The organism is Arthrobacter sp. K5, assembly GCF_040448525.1.
Taxonomy (GTDB): Bacteria; Actinomycetota; Actinomycetes; order Actinomycetales; family Micrococcaceae; genus Arthrobacter; species Arthrobacter globiformis.
The window spans coordinates 3,690,601-3,706,815 of the sequence record NZ_CP159279.1; the positions used below are offsets into that span (position 1 = coordinate 3,690,601).

At 66.5% G+C, this 16,215-nt stretch carries 14 protein-coding genes; 5 read left to right on the forward strand and 9 right to left on the reverse strand.

Going from position 1 to position 16,215, the window contains the following annotated elements:
- Nucleotides 1–29: 29 nt before the first annotated feature.
- Complete coding sequence (locus ABRP34_RS16770; protein WP_353711060.1) at nucleotides 30–2,606, reverse strand: ATP-dependent DNA ligase; 2,577 nt, start codon at nucleotides 2,604–2,606, stop codon at nucleotides 30–32.
- A gap of 40 nt (nucleotides 2,607–2,646) precedes the next feature.
- Here ABRP34_RS16770 and ABRP34_RS16775 point away from each other — a divergent pair, with 40 nt between their 5' ends.
- Nucleotides 2,647–3,795 (forward strand): Ku protein, encoded by a 1,149-nt coding sequence (locus ABRP34_RS16775; protein ID WP_353711061.1) that lies wholly within the window; start codon nucleotides 2,647–2,649, stop codon nucleotides 3,793–3,795.
- A 40-nt stretch (nucleotides 3,796–3,835) separates the two neighbouring features.
- On the opposite strand, the gene ABRP34_RS16780 is transcribed toward ABRP34_RS16775, so the two are convergent.
- From ABRP34_RS16780 to ABRP34_RS16810, 7 genes are all read right to left on the reverse strand, one after another.
- Nucleotides 3,836–4,102 (reverse strand): Rho termination factor N-terminal domain-containing protein, encoded by a 267-nt coding sequence (locus ABRP34_RS16780; RefSeq protein ID WP_353711062.1) that lies wholly within the window; start codon nucleotides 4,100–4,102, stop codon nucleotides 3,836–3,838.
- A 53-nt stretch (nucleotides 4,103–4,155) separates the two neighbouring features.
- A complete protein-coding gene (locus ABRP34_RS16785; protein ID WP_353711063.1) occupies nucleotides 4,156–4,635 on the reverse strand; it encodes an SRPBCC family protein in 480 nt (159 codons plus the stop codon).
- Nucleotides 4,636–4,893: 258 nt separating this feature from the next.
- A complete protein-coding gene (locus ABRP34_RS16790; RefSeq protein ID WP_003799274.1) occupies nucleotides 4,894–5,172 on the reverse strand; it encodes an HPr family phosphocarrier protein in 279 nt (92 codons plus the stop codon).
- 51 nt (nucleotides 5,173–5,223) lie between these two features.
- The gene (locus ABRP34_RS16795) at nucleotides 5,224–7,281 is read right to left on the reverse strand and encodes a fructose-specific PTS transporter subunit EIIC (protein WP_353711064.1); all 2,058 of its coding nucleotides are present in this window, start codon (nucleotides 7,279–7,281) and stop codon (nucleotides 5,224–5,226) included.
- A 2-nt stretch (nucleotides 7,282–7,283) separates the two neighbouring features.
- The gene (locus tag ABRP34_RS16800) at nucleotides 7,284–8,282 is read right to left on the reverse strand and encodes a hexose kinase (RefSeq protein WP_003799271.1); all 999 of its coding nucleotides are present in this window, start codon (nucleotides 8,280–8,282) and stop codon (nucleotides 7,284–7,286) included.
- Nucleotides 8,279–9,085, reverse strand: a complete 807-nt coding sequence (locus tag ABRP34_RS16805) for a DeoR/GlpR family DNA-binding transcription regulator (RefSeq protein WP_003799270.1) — start codon at nucleotides 9,083–9,085, stop codon at nucleotides 8,279–8,281. Before ABRP34_RS16805 ends, ABRP34_RS16800 begins: the two co-directional genes overlap by 4 nt.
- A gap of 252 nt (nucleotides 9,086–9,337) precedes the next feature.
- Nucleotides 9,338–9,595, reverse strand: a complete 258-nt coding sequence (locus ABRP34_RS16810) for a DUF6458 family protein (protein ID WP_353711065.1) — start codon at nucleotides 9,593–9,595, stop codon at nucleotides 9,338–9,340.
- A gap of 170 nt (nucleotides 9,596–9,765) precedes the next feature.
- Between ABRP34_RS16810 and ABRP34_RS16815 the strand changes: the two genes are divergently transcribed.
- The 3 genes from ABRP34_RS16815 (at nucleotide 9,766) to ABRP34_RS16825 (ending at nucleotide 14,188) form a co-directional block, all read left to right on the forward strand.
- Nucleotides 9,766–10,383: a phospholipase gene (locus ABRP34_RS16815; RefSeq protein WP_003799266.1), complete on the forward strand. Its 618-nt coding sequence runs from the start codon at nucleotides 9,766–9,768 to the stop codon at nucleotides 10,381–10,383.
- A 603-nt stretch (nucleotides 10,384–10,986) separates the two neighbouring features.
- Complete coding sequence (locus ABRP34_RS16820; protein ID WP_003799264.1) at nucleotides 10,987–11,733, forward strand: HAD-IA family hydrolase; 747 nt, start codon at nucleotides 10,987–10,989, stop codon at nucleotides 11,731–11,733.
- An 85-nt stretch (nucleotides 11,734–11,818) separates the two neighbouring features.
- Nucleotides 11,819–14,188 (forward strand): glycosyl hydrolase family 65 protein, encoded by a 2,370-nt coding sequence (locus tag ABRP34_RS16825; RefSeq protein WP_353711066.1) that lies wholly within the window; start codon nucleotides 11,819–11,821, stop codon nucleotides 14,186–14,188.
- A gap of 79 nt (nucleotides 14,189–14,267) precedes the next feature.
- On the opposite strand, the gene ABRP34_RS16830 is transcribed toward ABRP34_RS16825, so the two are convergent.
- Nucleotides 14,268–15,560: an MFS transporter gene (locus tag ABRP34_RS16830; RefSeq protein ID WP_353711067.1), complete on the reverse strand. Its 1,293-nt coding sequence runs from the start codon at nucleotides 15,558–15,560 to the stop codon at nucleotides 14,268–14,270.
- Between the two features lie 61 nt (nucleotides 15,561–15,621).
- Here ABRP34_RS16830 and ABRP34_RS16835 point away from each other — a divergent pair, with 61 nt between their 5' ends.
- Nucleotides 15,622–16,212: a hypothetical protein gene (locus ABRP34_RS16835; RefSeq protein ID WP_003799259.1), complete on the forward strand. Its 591-nt coding sequence runs from the start codon at nucleotides 15,622–15,624 to the stop codon at nucleotides 16,210–16,212.
- Nucleotides 16,213–16,215 lie beyond the last annotated feature (3 nt).

Genomic DNA, 16,215 nt, shown 5'->3' on the forward strand with positions numbered 1-16,215 from the left:
TGTTCTGTGTGGCTGGCAGGGCTGTGCCATCACGGTTGCGGGGATTCCATCACGACCTCCGCCGGTTCCTTGTCCAGCCGCCAGCCGCGCCACACCGGATGGCGGAGCTTGCCGCTTCCGGTCCATTCACCGAAGGTCACCTCACCCACCAGGGCGGGGTTCACCCAGCGCGCGTCTGCCGCGTCCGCCGAGGGAACGTCATCGAACGGCGACGTCTTCCGGGCCAGCCCCTCCATCTTTTTCCGCAGTTCCTCCAGTTCACGCATGCTGAAACCGCTTCCCACGCGGCCCACATACCGCAGCGCTTTGCCCTCCGGAATGCCGACCAGGAGGGAGCCCACGGTGTTGGACCTGTCGCCCCTGCCGGCGCGCCAGCCGCCCACCACCACTTCCTGGGTCTTCTCGATCTTGAGCTTGATCCACGTGTGGGTCCGCTGCCCGCTGACGTAGCGGCTGTCCGCCCGCTTGGCCATCACGCCTTCCAGGCCGAGCTCGCGGGCGCTCTCCAGGATGTGTTCCACCCTGTCGTCCAGGGTCTCCGAGAGTTCCACCGGGCAGTCCGCGGGCTTGAAAAAGTCAGCGAGGCGTTCCCGCCGTTTCCGCAGGGAAAGCCTGCGCAGATCGTCGCCGCCGTCGGCGAGCAGGTCAAAGAGCATCATCCGGACCGGGATGGCGGCACGGGCACGTTTCACGTCGCCCGGCCTGGTCAGTTTCATCCTTCCCTGCAGGAGCCCGAAGTCGGGCGTGCCGGAAGGCCCGACGGCGATAATCTCGCCGTCCGCGATGAAGTCCTGCGGTGGCCAGCAGCTCCGGTCCGTGAATTCGGGATAGCTGGCCGACATGTCGTTGCCGTTGCGGCTCAGGAGCCGGATGCGGTCGCCGTCCGCCACCACGAGCGCACGGATCCCGTCCCATTTGAGTTCGAAGAGCCAGTCGCTGCCGTGCAGGTCCGCCGGGGTGCCCGCCGAGGCCAGCATGGGGGCCGGGTCCTCCTGGAGGGTATCCCTTCGGGGTGCTGCCGTCCTGGAAGCCGCCGTGCGGGCCGGTCCCGCCGGTTCTTTGGCGCCAGCCGGTACCTTGGTGCTACCAGGCGATTTCCGTGCCCCTGAAACCCTGTCCATCAGGTGGATGAGCCATTGTGACTCCTCGCCCTGGCCCTTTCCCGTGTGGATCAGGGCGAACCTCCTGCTGCCGCCCAGCCCGCCGCCCTCACGGCCCGTCAGCGTGGCGATTACTTCCTTGCCGTTGACCCATTTTTCGAGCTCGTAGACGCCCTTGTCCCAGATGCTCACACTGCCCGCACCGTACTCGCCCTTGGGGATGTCGCCTTCAAAATCGGCGTAGTCCATGGGGTGGTCTTCGGTCTGTACCGCCAGATGGTTTTTGTCCCCTGACTCCGGCACGCCCTTTGGCAGCGCCCAGGAGACAAGCACGCCCTCGTGCTCCAGCCGGAAGTCATAGTGGAGCCGGCTGGCGTGGTGTTCCTGGATGACGAAGATCTCCTTGCCCGCCTGCCCCGGTAGGCCGTTGGCTTTTGCCGCGTGGTGCTCTTCCGCGGTGAACGGCTCGGGCGTCTTGCCTTGGTCGCGCAGGGACCGGTACTTGGTCAGCCGGGGATCCGCGTGCCCGCCGCCGCGCGATCCCGCCGTTTTTGGAGGCTCGGGGGATGCATGGATGGTGACGGCGTGGGCAGCGTGGGCGGGGCCGGGGTGGCCGGTGCCCGCACTGACCGGGGCGAAGGGGTCCTTGCCGGCTGCCACCCGGCGCATGACTTCCTCATAGTCCAGGTGCCTGAGCGACGGCGAGCTCAACTCACGCCAGGTCCGCGGAGCCGCCACGGTGGGGTGCAGGCGCCCGCGGAGCGAATAAGGAACGATGGTGGTCTTCGCCGCGTTGTTCTGGCTCCAGTCCACCAGGACCTTTCCCGTCCTGAGGGTCTTCTTCATGTCACTGACCGCAAGGTCCGGGTGGTCGGCCTCCAGCGCCCGCGCCAGTTCACGGGCGAAAGCTGACACCTCGTCCGAGGTCTGGGTACCTTTCAGGACCGCGTACAGGTGGATCCCCTTGCTGCCGCTGGTGACCGGAACCGGCTCAAGTCCCACGTCCTGCAGGATGGTCCGGGCCAGCTTGGCCACCTCCACGCATTCGGGCAGTCCCGCGCCTTCCCCGGGATCGAGGTCCAGGACGAGCCGGTCGGGCGGCAGGGCACTGCCGTGGGAGTCCACCGTCCATTGCGGCACGTGGATTTCCAGCGAGGCGATCTGCGCCAGCCAGGTGAGGGTGGCCGGATCATTAACCAGTGGATAGTAGTTGGTATTGGACTTGTGCGTGATGGCGGCGCGGGGCACCCAGCCCGGGGCAGAGTCGTCCAGGTTCTTCTGGAAAAACATCTCGCCGGGCTGCGCTTCGGTTCCTACCCCATGCACCCACCTTTTGCGGGTTGCCGGTCGGTTTCTGGCGGCGGGGATCAGCACCGGGGCCACAGCGGCGTAATAGGCGATGACGTCCGCCTTGGTGGTGCCGGTGGCGGGATACATCACTTTGTCGAGGTTGGTCAGGGTCAATTCGCGGCCGCCGACGCGCACACGTTCCTTACCGCCGGCCATGGGGCTTCACCTCCGGCGTTGTGTGCTGTTGACTTGTCCCATGAGAGCCATCTGGAAAGGTGCCATCGCGTTCGGGCTGGTCAACGTCCCGGTGAAGGTCTACAGCGCCACCGAGGACCACGACATCAGCCTCCATCAGGTGCACAACGCCGATGGCGGCCGCATCCGCTACCAGCGCCGCTGTGAGGTCTGCAGCGAGATCGTCGACTACTCCGACATTGAAAAGGCCTACGAGGACGACGGCCGGACGGTGATCCTCACCAAAGAGGAGCTCAAGTCCATTCCCGCGGAGAACAGCCATGAAATCGAAGTGGTGCAGTTCGTCCCCTCCGAACAGCTCGACCCCATCATGTTCGAGAAGAGCTACTACCTGGAGCCGGATTCCAAGTCGCCCAAGGCCTACATGCTGCTGCGCAGGGCACTGGAGGACACTGAGCGGGTGGCCGTGGTGCAGTTCGCGCTGCGGGACAAGACCCGGCTGGGTGCTTTGCGGATCCGGGACGACGTCCTGATGCTGCAGGCGCTGCTGTGGGCGGATGAAGTCCGGGACGCCTCGTTCCCTGCCCTGGACACGTCCATCCGCATCTCCGCGCAGGAACGGGAGATGTCCGCCGCGCTGGTGGAGTCCATGGCCTCCGACTTCGAGCCCGCGCAGTTCACCGACGACTACCAGGCCCAGCTCCGGCAGCTTATCGAGGCGAAGCTGGAAAAGGGCGACGCGCTGGACACCGAAGAGACGTTCGGTGCCGAGGCCGAGGGTGGCAAGGGGGAAGTGATCGACCTGATGGAGGCCCTGAAACGCAGCCTCGACAAGAAGCGCGGTGGAGGGCCGGCCGCACAGGAGACCTCTGAAGACGAGTCGTCCGAGGACGAACCCTCCGGTCCGGCCAAGCGCAGCGGCCGCAGCAGCAGCCGGAGCAGCACCGCCAAAAAGGAGGCGGAGGATTCCGACGCCGAAACCGCCAAGAGCGGTACCGCCAGGACCCGCAGCAAGACTGCCGGCGCCGCCAAGACGAGTGCCGCGTCCAAGACCAGTACCGCTGCCAAGACCAGCGCAGCGTCGAAAACCGGCACAGCGTCGGCGGCAAGCACCGCCTCCAAGACCGGCGCCGGCTCCAAAACCGGCGCTGCCTCGAAGACCAGTACCGCTGCCAAGTCCACGGCGAAGACCGCGCGTAAGGGCGCCTGAATGGGCGGGCGCCCCGCGGCGCGGCTGCATGTGCACCCGCTTAGGAATTCCTGAGCGCGGAGACGAGCTCGCTCTTTTTCTTGCCTGAATATCCTTTGAGGCCGATTTCCCTGGCTTTGGCCTTGAGCTGATCCACGGTCCAGTCCTCATAGTTCCCGGACTTGCCGCCTTTGCGGCTCACCTCGGAGCGTCCCTTGTTGGCTGCCGCATTGGAGACGCGCGCAGCCTTCTGCTTCGAGGCCCCCTCGTCGCGGAGCTCTTCGTAGAGTTTTGGATCTTTCACGCTGGGGTTCTTCTTCCCTGGCATTGCTACCTCCGTGATGGGACGACAGGCCGTAAGGAACGATCGGGTGGATCAGGTCAGTGGGCTCCCGGACTGTCTACTTCGCCCCGGTCCACCGCGGCACGCCAGGCGCCCGTCTCGATGCCCCGGGCTTCGATGAATTCCTTGAACCGCACCAGGTCGGAGGACACTTGCTGCTCATCAACGTGGGCGGCGGCACCGGCCCTTTCCAGCAGGCTCTCGGGCTCCCATGCGAGTTCCACGTTCACGCGGCAGAGGTCCTCGCCCAAGTCCTCGAACGTGACTCGGCCGGCGTTGCGGGGTTTGTCCTTGCTGACCCAGGCGATGCACCGGTCCGGCGTCTGTTCCAGGATCTGTGCGTCGTATTCGCGCCTGACGCCCGCCACGCTGGTACGGAAATGGAGGGAGGTCTCGTCGATCTGCTCCACGGACTCGACGCCCTTCATGAAACGGGGAAACGATTCGAACTGTGTCCACTGGTTGTAGGCCGTGCTGACTGGTACCTCGACGTCCACGCTTTCCTGCAAGGTTTCCACTCTGTCATCCTCCTTCAGCCCGGCAGTCCCGGGGTCAATCGAATGGCTGGCCACAGTTCCAAGCTAGTGCGGCGAAGAATCAAAAACAAGAAACTACTAAGTTTGCTTACTGACGGGCAATCGCCCGCTGATCAGGTGCGATGACGGGCCCCGCCCATGCACCCGGGGCAATAACCATCCGGAAACGGCAACGGCCGGCCTTCGCGGCAGTCCCCTGACGGAAGCTGCTGCGAAGGCCGGCCGTAAAGCGCGCGGTGCCTACTCGGCGTCGTGATCCGTTTCCAGGATCTGGACCAGGCGCTCGAGGGCGGCGTCGGCGCCATCACCGTCGGCCCGCAGCACCACAACGTCGCCGTGCGATGCGCCAAGGCTCATGAGGGAAAGGATGCTGGCTGCGTCCATGGCCTCGTCGGCAGGCTCCCCTTCGCGGGCAATGGTGATGTCGAGGTCAAACTCGCCTGCTGCCTCAGCGAAGATGGCGGCGGGACGGGCGTGCAGGCCTACGCGGCTGGCGACTGTTGCGGTACGTTCGGACATTTCTGCTCCTTGCATTTGCAGTGTGGGTTTGGGTGCTGAAGGACAGCGCGGTCAGACAGTTACGGGGACGTTCTCCACCGTATCAACGGCCTTGCGGGCAGCCCAGCGTTTGAGGGCCACCACGATGAGCGCCGTGACCACGGTTCCGGCCAGGATGGACACGATGAACATCAGCACGTTGCCGATGGCGAAGAACACGAAGATGCCGCCGTGGGGTGCCTGTGACGTGACGCCGAAGGCCATGGTGAGCGCGCCGGTGACAGCGCCGCCGACCATGCTCGCCGGGATGACGCGCAGCGGGTCCGCCGCAGCGAACGGAATGGCACCCTCGGAGATGAAGGAGGCACCCAGCAGCCAGGCGGCCTTGCCGTTTTCGCGCTCGGCGAGGCTGAAGAGCTTCTTGTCCAGGACGGTGGCCAGGGCCATCGCCAGCGGCGGTACCATGCCGGCGGCCATCACGGTGGCCATGATCTGCCAGGGTGCCTGGTTGGTGGCGCTGCCGGCGCCGAGGCCGGCGACGGCGAAGGCGTAGGCCACCTTGTTGACGGGGCCGCCGAGGTCGAAGCACATCATGAGGCCGAGGATGATGCCCAGAACGACGGCGGACGCGCCGGACATGCCCGAGAGCCAGGTGTTCAGCCCGACGGTGATGCCGGCAATCGGTCCACCGAGGAACAGGAACATCGCGCCGGAGGCGATGATGGAGGCCAGCAACGGAATGATGACGACGGGCATCAGGCCACGGAGCCAGCGGGGCACTGACCATGTTCCGATCAGGTGGGCGATGTAGCCGGCGAGCAGGCCGCCGACGATGCCGCCGAGGAAGCCGGCACCCATGAAGCCGGAGACAGCACCCGCAACGAAGCCCGGTGCAATACCCGGACGGTCGGCGATCGCGTAGGCAATGTAGCCGGCGAGGGCGGGAACCAGGAAGCCCATGGACAGGGCACCGATCTTGAAGAAGACGGTTCCGAGGTACAGGGCGAGGTTGCCGTCGGGAAGGTTAACCAGGGAGTTGTTGGCCAGGATGTCGTTGGCCTTGGTGCCCAGGGCGATGTCGAACCCGGCCAGCAGGAAGCCCAGAGCGATCAGGAGGCCGCCACCGGCCACGAACGGGATCATGTAGCTCACACCGGTGAGCAGCGCCCTCTTCAGCTTCTGGCCAATGTGCTCGCCCTTTTCGGCGGCTTCCTTTTCCGCCTGCTCTTCGGCACCGAAGTGCGGGACGCGGCGCGCGTGCGGGTCGTTGGCTGCGTCGAGTGCTTCCTGGACCATCTTGGCGGGTTCGTCGATGCCGCGCTTGACCGGCGCGTTGATGACCGGCTTGCCGGCGAAGCGCTCCTTGCCGCGCACGTCCACGTCCACCGCGAAGATCACGGCGTCGGCTGCGGCAATGACTGCCGGGTCCAGCGGCTTGGCACCGGAGGAGCCCTGGGTCTCAACCTGGAGGTCCACGCCCATTTCCTGGGCCGCGGCCACGAGGGAGTCCGCGGCCATGTAGGTGTGCGCGATGCCGGTGGGGCAGGCCGTGACGGCGACGAGGCGCCGCGGTCCACCGGCAGCAGCGCCACCGGAGGCAGCGCCGGCAGTTGCAGCGCCGGCCGTGGCGCCGCCGGCAGCAGCGGGGGCCGCGGTTTCGGAGGCGGGAGCCTTCGGCTTGTCTGCCAGGGCGTTGTCCACGAGCTCCACGATTTCTTCCCGGGACGTGGCCGCGCGGAGCGCGCCGGTGAAGTCCTTTTTGATGAGCGAGCGGGCAAGCTTGGACAGCAGCTTCAGGTGCTCCTGGTCGGCGCCGGCCGGTGCAGCGATGAAGAAAATGAGGTCGGCGGGACCGTCCTTGGCGCCGAAGTCGACGGGCTGGGACAGGCGTGCCATGGCAAGGGTCGGTTCGGTCACGGCAGCCGAGCGGCAGTGCGGGATGGCGATGCCGCCGGGAACGCCGGTGGCGGTCTTCTGCTCGCGGGCGAAGGCATCGGTGAAGAGGCCTTCGACTTCGCTGGCGCGTCCGTTGGCGGCAACACGGCCGGCCAGGTGCCGGATCACGTCCTCGGGCGAATTGCCCAGGTTCTGGTCAAGCTCGACCAGGTCCGCGGTGATGAGCTGAGTCACTGTCAATCCTTCCGGAGAGCCGTGATGGTTACGGCGTCGGGGGTTGTTTGGTGGACTGCCGGGACGGTGGAGCCCGGCAGGGAAGCGGCAGCGGCGCCATGCGCCACAGCCTGGCGGAGGCAGTCAGCCGGGGCTGCGCCCTGGCTGGCGGCCAGCAGATAGCCGGCCAGCGACGAGTCACCGGCGCCGACCGTACTGACTGCGGTGACCGGCGGGTGCGTGGCCAGCCACGCGCCGTCGGCCGTCACGAGGACAGCGCCCTTTGAACCGAGCGTTGCCAACACGGCCCCCACACCGGAACGCACGACGGCGGCAGCTGCCGCCGCGGCGGCATACGGATCCGCTTCGAGTTCCTCAGCCGTGCTTGCCGAGGAAAATCCTGCTGCTGCGGCCAGTTCGGCCAGCTCCTCGGCATTGGGTTTGAGCAGGTCCGGTTTTCCGGACGCTGCTTCTGTTGCGTCGCCGGCGACGGCCGCTGCCAGCGGTGCGCCGGAGGAGTCGACGGCAATCATCGGAACGCCGGCCCCGGCGTCGGCATTGCGCAGCCGCCGGGTGACCGTGGCGTAGAAGTCAGCCGGGACGCCGGGCGGAAGCGAACCCGCCAGGACCACCCAGCTGGCTCCGCGTGAACGTTCCAGGAGCAGACTGATCAGCGCCTCCTGTGCGTCCTCGGCGAGGACAGGGCCAGGTTCGTTGATTTTGGTGGTGACACCGCCCGGCTCCGTCAGCGCCACGTTGGTGCGCAACGGTTCGTGGATGGCGAGCGAAGCGAAGGGCACGCCTTCTTCCCGCAGGCCGGCCAGCACGGGATCGGTTTCCGCGCCGGGCAGCACCGCAAGTGTTTCGAGGCCGGAGGTTACGAGGGCACGGGAAACATTAACTCCCTTGCCGCCGGATTCCTGGCGGACGGAAACTGCGCGCTGCACTTCGCCCCGTTCGAGGGGGCCGGGCAGCGCCACCGTCCGGTCCAGGCTTGGGTTGGCTGTGAGGGTGACGATCATGCGACTACCACCTCCACTCCGGCGTCGGCGAGGGCCGCCGCTAGTTCCGAGCTGGGTTTGCGGTCAGTGATCACGGTATCCAGATCTTTCAACGAGGCGAACTGGACGAGCGTTTCCGCATCCAGCTTGGACGAGTCGGCCAGCACCACGATGCGGCGTGCCGAGTGGACGAAGGCAGCCTTGACGGCGGCTTCTTCAGAATCTGGTGTGCTGAGGCCAAAGCTTGCATGGATGCCGTTGGTCCCCACAAAAGCGATATCCGGACGCAGCTTGCCGGCGGCTTCCACCGTGCCCTGGCCCACCGCGGCCTGCGTGAGTCCGCGGACCCGGCCGCCGAGAATCTGCAGGGCGATGCCTGGTGTGCTTGCGAGCTTGGCGGCGATGGGGACGGCGTGCGTGATGACAAGGAGTTCCCGGGACGGATCAGCCGGTTTGGCCGGAGCTGCGGCGCCGCGGCGGGCGAGGAGGTCGGCGAGGACCTCGGTGGTGGAACCGGCGTCGAGGAGGATGCTGCTGGAGGGGCCCTTTGGAAGGAAGCCCAGGGCGGCTTCGGCGATGCGGAGCTTCTGCGCCTGCCGCTGGATGGTCCGCTCGAGGATGCTCTCCTCCGTGGTGCTGAAGCGGTCTGCGGACACGGCACCGCCGTGCACGCGGCGCACCGTGCCTGCCGACTCCAGGGCCGCGAGGTCGCGGCGGACGGTCTCGGTGGTGATGCGGAAGCGCTCGGCGAGATCGGTCACGCTGGCGCGGCCGCTGGCCGCAACGAGCCCGGCGATCTGCTGCTGACGCTCCTCGGCAAACACATACCCTCCATTGCGTAGTTACTGCGCTGCAATTTTCTGCAGTGCGTCTTCCTGCACCTGTCGTAATCCCTCGATCAGTAACCGTGGTCAGTGACCGCTGTCACAAATCTGCAAGTACTTGACTTTATCTTCGTTCTTGTTGGTTTGTCAACGAAAAAACAACAGAAAACCAAAATGGCCGGACCCGACCCCAAGGTCCGGTCCGGCCAAGCTGCTGGCTTCACCGCTTCCCGTTCAACGTCACCGTCGCAACTAGAGGCCGTTGTCACGGCTTTCATTCCGGGTGATCCTTTCACCCGTGTTGGGGTCCACGACGGAGCGTGTCTCGCTGATGCGGCGGCTCCGGCCGGGGGAGGCCATGACCAGGGATGCGATGAGGCCGATCACCCCCACGGCCATCAGGATGTAGCCGATCAGGGTCTGATCCACGTTGGGAATGAGGCCTGGTGTGATGGCCCAGGCGAGGATCGCACCCAGGGCGATGAGGAAAATGGCGGAACCGATTCTCATGACTTGCTCCTTGCGTTCGCGGACTTCTCGTAACTTGGTTCTTACGGTTGGCCGTGCGTCATTTGCTAAGCATGCTGTCAAGCGTCAGGCTACATCCGGGTAAGTCCCGTTTCAATCAAATCCGCAGGTCAGGGCGAGGGTGGCTTTCGGCAACTCGATAGGCTGGTCGGATGGAGACGGTTGTATGGTCCAAGCCGCAAGAGGAGCGTCCCGGCACCCCGCTGCTGGTGATGATGCACGGCTACGGGACCGATGAATCCCGGATGGTCAACCTCTTCGACTATCTCCCCGCGGAATTCACCTGTGCGGCACTCCGCGCGCCCATGCCAATCGCTGAGGGCTACGGCTGGTTCCTGCTGGACTATTTCCTGACCAACGATTTTGCCGATGTCATCACGGCTGCCAATTCAGTGTTTTCCTGGATCGACTCGGTCCGGTCGCTCCACACCAGTGTGAGCCTGCTGGGCTATTCGCAGGGGATGGCCATGGCGAGCACGCTCCTGCGCCTGCGGCCCCGGGGCTTCCCGGCGGTGGTGGGGCTTTCCGGGTTCGTCCTGGACAACGACCTGCTGGCGCTCAGCGAGTCGTTTGACGAGCGGCCCCCGTTCTTCTGGGGCAGGGACAAGGCCGATCTCGTGATCAACGGGGACGCAACCGCGTACACCGAGGAGTGGCTCAACACGCACACCCGGCTCACGGCGAGGACATATCCGGGCATGGGCCACGCCATGTCCAAGCAGGAGATGGTGGACGTCAGTGCGTTCCTGCGGCACTACGTCCTGGGCTGACTCCCGGTTCCGGCGGAGGCGCAATTAAAAACAGTTGCGGGGTAAAACTGCAAGCGCTTACACTCTTCTTCGGCCGGGACTCGGCCGGCAGGCGTCCATTCGGGGGTGGCGGCTGGCAGTGCATCACCGAAGAGTGTTCGAAAGGGCAGGACCGCGCCATGCATCCTTGCGCCACCCGTCCTGCGGGGATGTTCCGCTGGCTTGCCCTGAACCGCCCGCGCCCTCATCATGGACATAGGCAAAAAATCGTGCGCCCGCGCATGGAAGCCTTCTGCCTGGCCCGCAACGCCGCGGTGCATGTGGCGGAACCGCGAGAATTCACCCGCCGGACATAACCAAGCCGGCCGCGCCAACAGCAGGACGCTGGTGGCGGCCAGGGCAGCGCAGCCCGGTCCGCAGGATGTGCCGGCCTGTTGTTCACGCCGCAGAATCACCGTAACTGAACCCGCCAAGCCCGCTGCCCTGAACCCAGATGCTGCAGGCCGCAGGTTCAGCAAGCGGCAGTTTCTGCGGGCGCACCACATTCTTAGGTCACCGGCGACCACGTTCCTGGTAATTCCCAACACATTGCTGTCCGACCCCCGAAAGGACACGGAACAAAGCATGACCAAAACCCTGAATACCAGCGCTGGCAGCCGGCCAAACAGCTGGACCGGCGCCGCCGCCATCCTTTTTGACCTTGACGGCGTGCTCACGCCCACTGCCGTGGTCCACGAGCGCGCCTGGCAGGAGCTGTTCGACGGCTACCTCGAAACCGTTCCGGAAAAGGACGGGTACCGGGAGAGTGACTACTTTGACCACATCGACGGCAAACCGAGGTTCGACGGCGTCCGGGACTTCCTGACGTCCCGTGGCATCACGCTGCCCGAGGGCCCGGCCGACGACGATCCGGACAACATCACGGTCCAGGGCCTGGGCAACCGGAAAAACCGGATCTTCAACGACATTGTCAGTTCCGGGGTGGAGCCCTTCGCGGGATCGGTGCGTTTCCTGGAAGCCGCGCTGGACCGCGGACTGAAGGTCGCCGTCGTCTCCTCCTCACGGAACGCCCCCTCGGTGCTGCGTGCGGCGGGGCTGGCGGAGCGGTTCCCGGTGGTCGTGGACGGCGTCGTGGCCGCTGAGGAAGGGCTGCCCGGCAAGCCGGACCCCGCGACCTACGAGTATGCCGCCCGGCTCCTGGACCTGCCGAGCGAGCAGTGCGTCGTCGTCGAGGACGCCGTGTCCGGCGTGCAGGCGGGCAGCGCCGGCAGTTTCCACTCAGTCATCGGCGTCGACCGTGGGGCCGGGCGGCAGACGCTGCTCGATGCCGGCGCCACCCTGGTGGTCAACGACCTCGAGGAACTTCTCTAGGCCCGCAGCTCCCGTACACCGACCGGGCCCCGCAGGCCCGACAGAACTTCCAGCACCATTTTCGACCGTCTAAGGAACGCCACTCATGGCACTCATCAACGCTGACCGCGTCCGCTTCCCCAGTGATCCCTGGAGGCTCGTGGAGACGAGCCACGCACCCGGCGACGCCGGGACGCTCGAGACGCTCTTCGCCCTCGGCAACGGACACCTCGGTGTCCGGGGTGCCCACTGGGCATCGGCCGATGCTGAACTGCCCGGCAGCTTTATCAACGGGTTCCACGAGATCTGGGACATCAAGCACGCAGAGAATGCCTACGGTTTCGCGCGCACGGGCCAGCGCATCCTCTACATTCCGGACGCCAACAACTTCACGGTCATCATCGACGGTGAAATGCTCAGCCTCACCGAATCGGCAGTGCTGGACTACCGGCGGTCCGTTGATTTCGCCACCGGCATCTACGAGTGCAGCATCGTCTGGCAGTGCCGTTCCGGCGCCACGGTGACCACCGTGGAACGCCGGGCTGTGGGCTTCGAAACGCGCGGCAGCCTGGGCATCTCCCTGGAGGTTTCTGCCGACCGGGCGGTCTCCGCCGACGTCACCTCGTCCGTCATCAACCGGCAGGACCAGCCAGTGGAGGACCACTCCACCCACGACCCGCGCCGGTCGGGCCGGCACGCGGGCCGGGTCCTGCTGCCTCTCAAGATGGAGGGCGGCGACGGTTCGCTGCGCCTGTCGTGGGAGGCTGCTGAATCGAAACAGCGGGTGGGAATGGCCGTCGAACACTGGACGTCCGCCGGCCACCAGCCGTTCGACACCCTCGTGGACCAGGACGGCAGCAGCGTCCGCTACGTGCTGGCGGTCGCCGCCGACGAGCCGTTCCGGCTCGAAAAGAGTGTCAGCTACGCCGTGTCCCGGGGTGCCCGGACGGGTGTGCCCGGCGCTGCGGACGCGGAAGCCGGGGAGGACCCGGCCGTCGCGGCGGAAGCCGGGCTGAAGCCGGTGGGCGATGTCTTCGCCGAAAGCGAGGCACACTACCGCAGCTACTGGGCCAGCGCCGACATCCAGGTGGGCGGGCAGCCTGAACTGCAGCAGGCCATCCGCTGGAACCTCTTCCAGCTGGCGCAGGCCACCGCAAGGGCGGGTGTCGCAGGCATCCCGGCCAAGGGTGTCACCGGTTCGGGCTACGACGGGCACTACTTCTGGGACCAGGAGGTTTACCTCCTGCCGTACATGACGTATTCAAACCCCGACGGCGCGCGCCAGGTCCTGGAGTTCCGGCACGAGATGCTCCCGGACGCCAAGATCCGCGCCAAGGAGCTGAGCGTTGACGGGGCGCTTTTCCCCTGGCGCACCATCAACGGCCTGGAGGCGAGCGCCTACTACGCCGCCGGCACGGCGCAGTTCCACATCGCCGCGGCCATTGCCTTTGCCACCAACAGGTACCTCTGGGCCAGCGGTGATTCGGAGTTCCGGGCCGGGATGGGGGCCGACCTGCTCATCGAGACCGCCCGCATGTGGGTTTCCCTGGGCTTCTTCGGCAAGGACGGCCTGTTCCACATCCACGGCGTGACGGGCCCGGACGAGTACACCGCGGTGGTGAACGACAACCTCTACACGAACGTCATGGCCCGGTTCAATCTCCGGGCAGCCGCCGCACTGAACCACGCGGCGGTCGACGACGCCGAACGGGAATTGTGGGAAGCGGCTGCGGAGCGGATCCAGCTGCCCTTCGACGAGCACTTCCAGGTGTACTCGCAGGACAACGACTTCATGACCCTGGAACCGTGGGACTGGACAACGCCGCGCTCCAAGTACCCGCTGCTGCTGAACTTCCACCCGCTGGTCATCTACCGCCACCAGGTGCTGAAGCAGGCGGACACGGTGCTGGCCATGTTCCTGCAGTGGCAGGAGTTCACCGCGGAGGAGAAGCGCCGTGCCTTCGATTTCTACGATCCGATCACCACGGGGGACTCCACGCTGTCGGCGTGTGTGCAGGGGATCATGGCCGCCGAGGTGGGGTACCGCAAGGCTGCCCTGGAGCACTTCACCAATGCCGTGTTCATCGACCTGGACAACTCCCACGGCAACACGATCGACGGCGTCCACATCGCCTCCACCGGCGGGGTGTGGAGCTCGCTGGTGTGCGGCTTCGCGGGACTCCGCGACCAGGGCCCCGTGCCGTTCTTCGATCCCCGGCTGCCCGAGGAATGGGACACCCTAAGCTTCCACCTGCAGCTCCAGGGCCGCCGGCTCCTGGTGGAACTCGATCAGGACGCCATTACGCTGACAGTCCTCGACGGCGATGCGTTGGACATCGACGTGCGCGGGGTCCGGCACTCCGTGGCTTCCCACCCGGTGCGGGTTGCGCTGGAACCGGTGCACGTCCCCGAGCCCTCGGTGTTCCCCAGCGGGCCGCCGACGGCGAGCATCCCCGTGGTGCGCGCCCGCGAGTGACCCGGGACCTGGTGGTGCCCGGTTGGTGGTGCCCGGTCAGGGGACGGGCGTCAGCGGGCACACCGTAGCGGGCGCGCGGTCAGGTGGTGGCCTCGGCTCCGGCGGGCAGCGCGTCCCGGCGGTCGAGCGGATGGGCGATTTCGTCCACGGACATCCGGGCCACCAGCAGGGCCGCCACCGCCATGACCGGACAGACCCCGCCCGCCACCAGGAAGATGAGCCAGATCGGGAGCACGGCGGCGGCGGGACCGGCCAGCGCCATGGAGACCGGCATCAGCGCCAGCGACACGAAGAAGTCCAGGCTGGAAACCCGCCCCAGCAGATGCGGGGGCACGCGCCGCTGCAGCAGCGTTCCCCAGATGACCATGCCCACACTGCCCGTGGCACCGAAAATGAAGAGTGCCAGGGCCAGCAGCCAGAAGCTGTCCATGAGCCCCACCGCTGCCAGCGGCAGGGTGCCCGCTCCCCAGCACACCATCATGACGGTGAGGTAGCGGCGCGGGAGCCGGACGGACGCCGTAACCAGCGAGGCCACGGCGCTGCCGACCCCCATGACGGCCAGCAGGAACCCGAACATGCGGCTGTCCCCGCCCAGCTGGTCCCGGATCACGAAAGGCAGGAGCACTTCGATGGGCCCGATCAGGAACAGCACCGAAATGCACGCCCACAGCAGCGTCCACAGAAGCCACGGCGTCCGGACCGTATAGCTGACGCCCTCACGGAGGTCGGAGAAGAAAGAAGTCTTGGCTGGTGCTGCCGTGGCGGATCCGGGGGCCGCAAGGGCGTGCTGGCCGAGGAAGTTCAGGATGATGAAGGCCAGCAGGTGGCACCCCGCCACGCCCGTCACCGCATGCGACGGCGACAACGCCGCCACAACGATGCCGGCCACGGCAGGACCCGCCGCCTGCTGCAGTGTGGGACGCAGGGTTCCTTCCATGCCGTTGGCGGCCAGCAGGTCCTCCGGCGGCAGGATCCGCGGCAGAATCGCCGAGTACGCCGGGAAGAAGAACGCCGCCCCGACGCCAAGGACGAAGGCACCGGCCACCAAATGCCAGAGCTGAAGCCAGCCGGCCATCGCCAGCCCGCTGACAGTTGCGATCACGGCAAGGTTGGTTCCCTCGACGGCGATTATCAGCAGACGCTGCGGAACGCGGTCCGCTGCGATGCCGCCGGCCAGGACGAATGCCACGAGGCCCACGCTGCCTGCCGCCGCGACGAGGGACAGTTCGAGCGGGCCGCCGCCGATGTGGATGACCTGGTACACCATGGCCACGGCCCACATGCCTGAGCCGAAGATGGATACGGCGAGGGCGCCGATCAGGACGCGGTATTCGCGGTGGGAAAAGGGTCGGATGGCGCGGGGGAGGGGCACACGGCAATCTTAGGCCGAGCCTCTGGCGCGTGGAACGCGTCCGGCGGGATAGGCTCTAGCCATGGGGAACACACCGGCCCGGCCGGGGCGGCGCAATGTGGCGCTGATCGGCGCAAACTTTGGCCTTGCCCTGCACCCGGTGGACCGGAACGGCGTCCATATCCCCGGTGAACCCGCCAGTTGTTTCGCCTCTTTCTGGGTGGCTGACTGGTCCCGGTGGGGCACCGGAACGGTCCTCATGGTGGCCACGCTCCAGGGTTGGCGCAGCTACGGCTCCAACGAATTCTTCGCCTCTTCCCTGGCCACCGAACTGACGCGCTTCTTTCCGGAGGCCACGCGCTTTCCGCTCGGTGCGGTCAGCCACACCCAGGACGAGTTCGACGTCGAACTGGACCTTGAGCGCGGATTCCGGGCGACGGGGCGGCGGGCCGCCCTCGAGATCTCCGGGGTGCTGGACCGGCGGCAGTTTTCTGCGCCGGACTTCCAGCTGGGACCCGCCAGCGCCTCCATGAGCAACGTCTACCACCCCTGCAGCGGAGGCAAACTCTCCGAGTTCGGCGTCGAATGGCCCGGCGCCCCTACTGTCTACCCCGGACCCCGCGGGCCGTCCTCATCGGCTTACATGGCCGTGGGCGAGTCCTGGGCGCTGTGAGTG

Bases quoted from the DNA above. Each gene is read 5' to 3' on its own strand.
- ABRP34_RS16770 (WP_353711060.1), bottom strand. From the start codon at position 2,606: ATGGCCGGCGGTAAGGAACGTGTGCGCGTCGGCGGCCGCGAATTGACC.
- ABRP34_RS16775 (WP_353711061.1), top strand. From the start codon at position 2,647: ATGAGAGCCATCTGGAAAGGTGCCATCGCGTTCGGGCTGGTCAACGTC.
- ABRP34_RS16780 (WP_353711062.1), bottom strand. From the start codon at position 4,102: ATGCCAGGGAAGAAGAACCCCAGCGTGAAAGATCCAAAACTCTACGAA.
- ABRP34_RS16790 (WP_003799274.1), bottom strand. From the start codon at position 5,172: ATGTCCGAACGTACCGCAACAGTCGCCAGCCGCGTAGGCCTGCACGCC.
- ABRP34_RS16800 (WP_003799271.1), bottom strand. From the start codon at position 8,282: ATGATCGTCACCCTCACAGCCAACCCAAGCCTGGACCGGACGGTGGCG.
- ABRP34_RS16810 (WP_353711065.1), bottom strand. From the start codon at position 9,595: ATGAGAATCGGTTCCGCCATTTTCCTCATCGCCCTGGGTGCGATCCTC.
- ABRP34_RS16815 (WP_003799266.1), top strand. From the start codon at position 9,766: ATGGAGACGGTTGTATGGTCCAAGCCGCAAGAGGAGCGTCCCGGCACC.
- ABRP34_RS16820 (WP_003799264.1), top strand. From the start codon at position 10,987: ATGACCAAAACCCTGAATACCAGCGCTGGCAGCCGGCCAAACAGCTGG.
- ABRP34_RS16825 (WP_353711066.1), top strand. From the start codon at position 11,819: ATGGCACTCATCAACGCTGACCGCGTCCGCTTCCCCAGTGATCCCTGG.
- ABRP34_RS16835 (WP_003799259.1), top strand. From the start codon at position 15,622: ATGGGGAACACACCGGCCCGGCCGGGGCGGCGCAATGTGGCGCTGATC.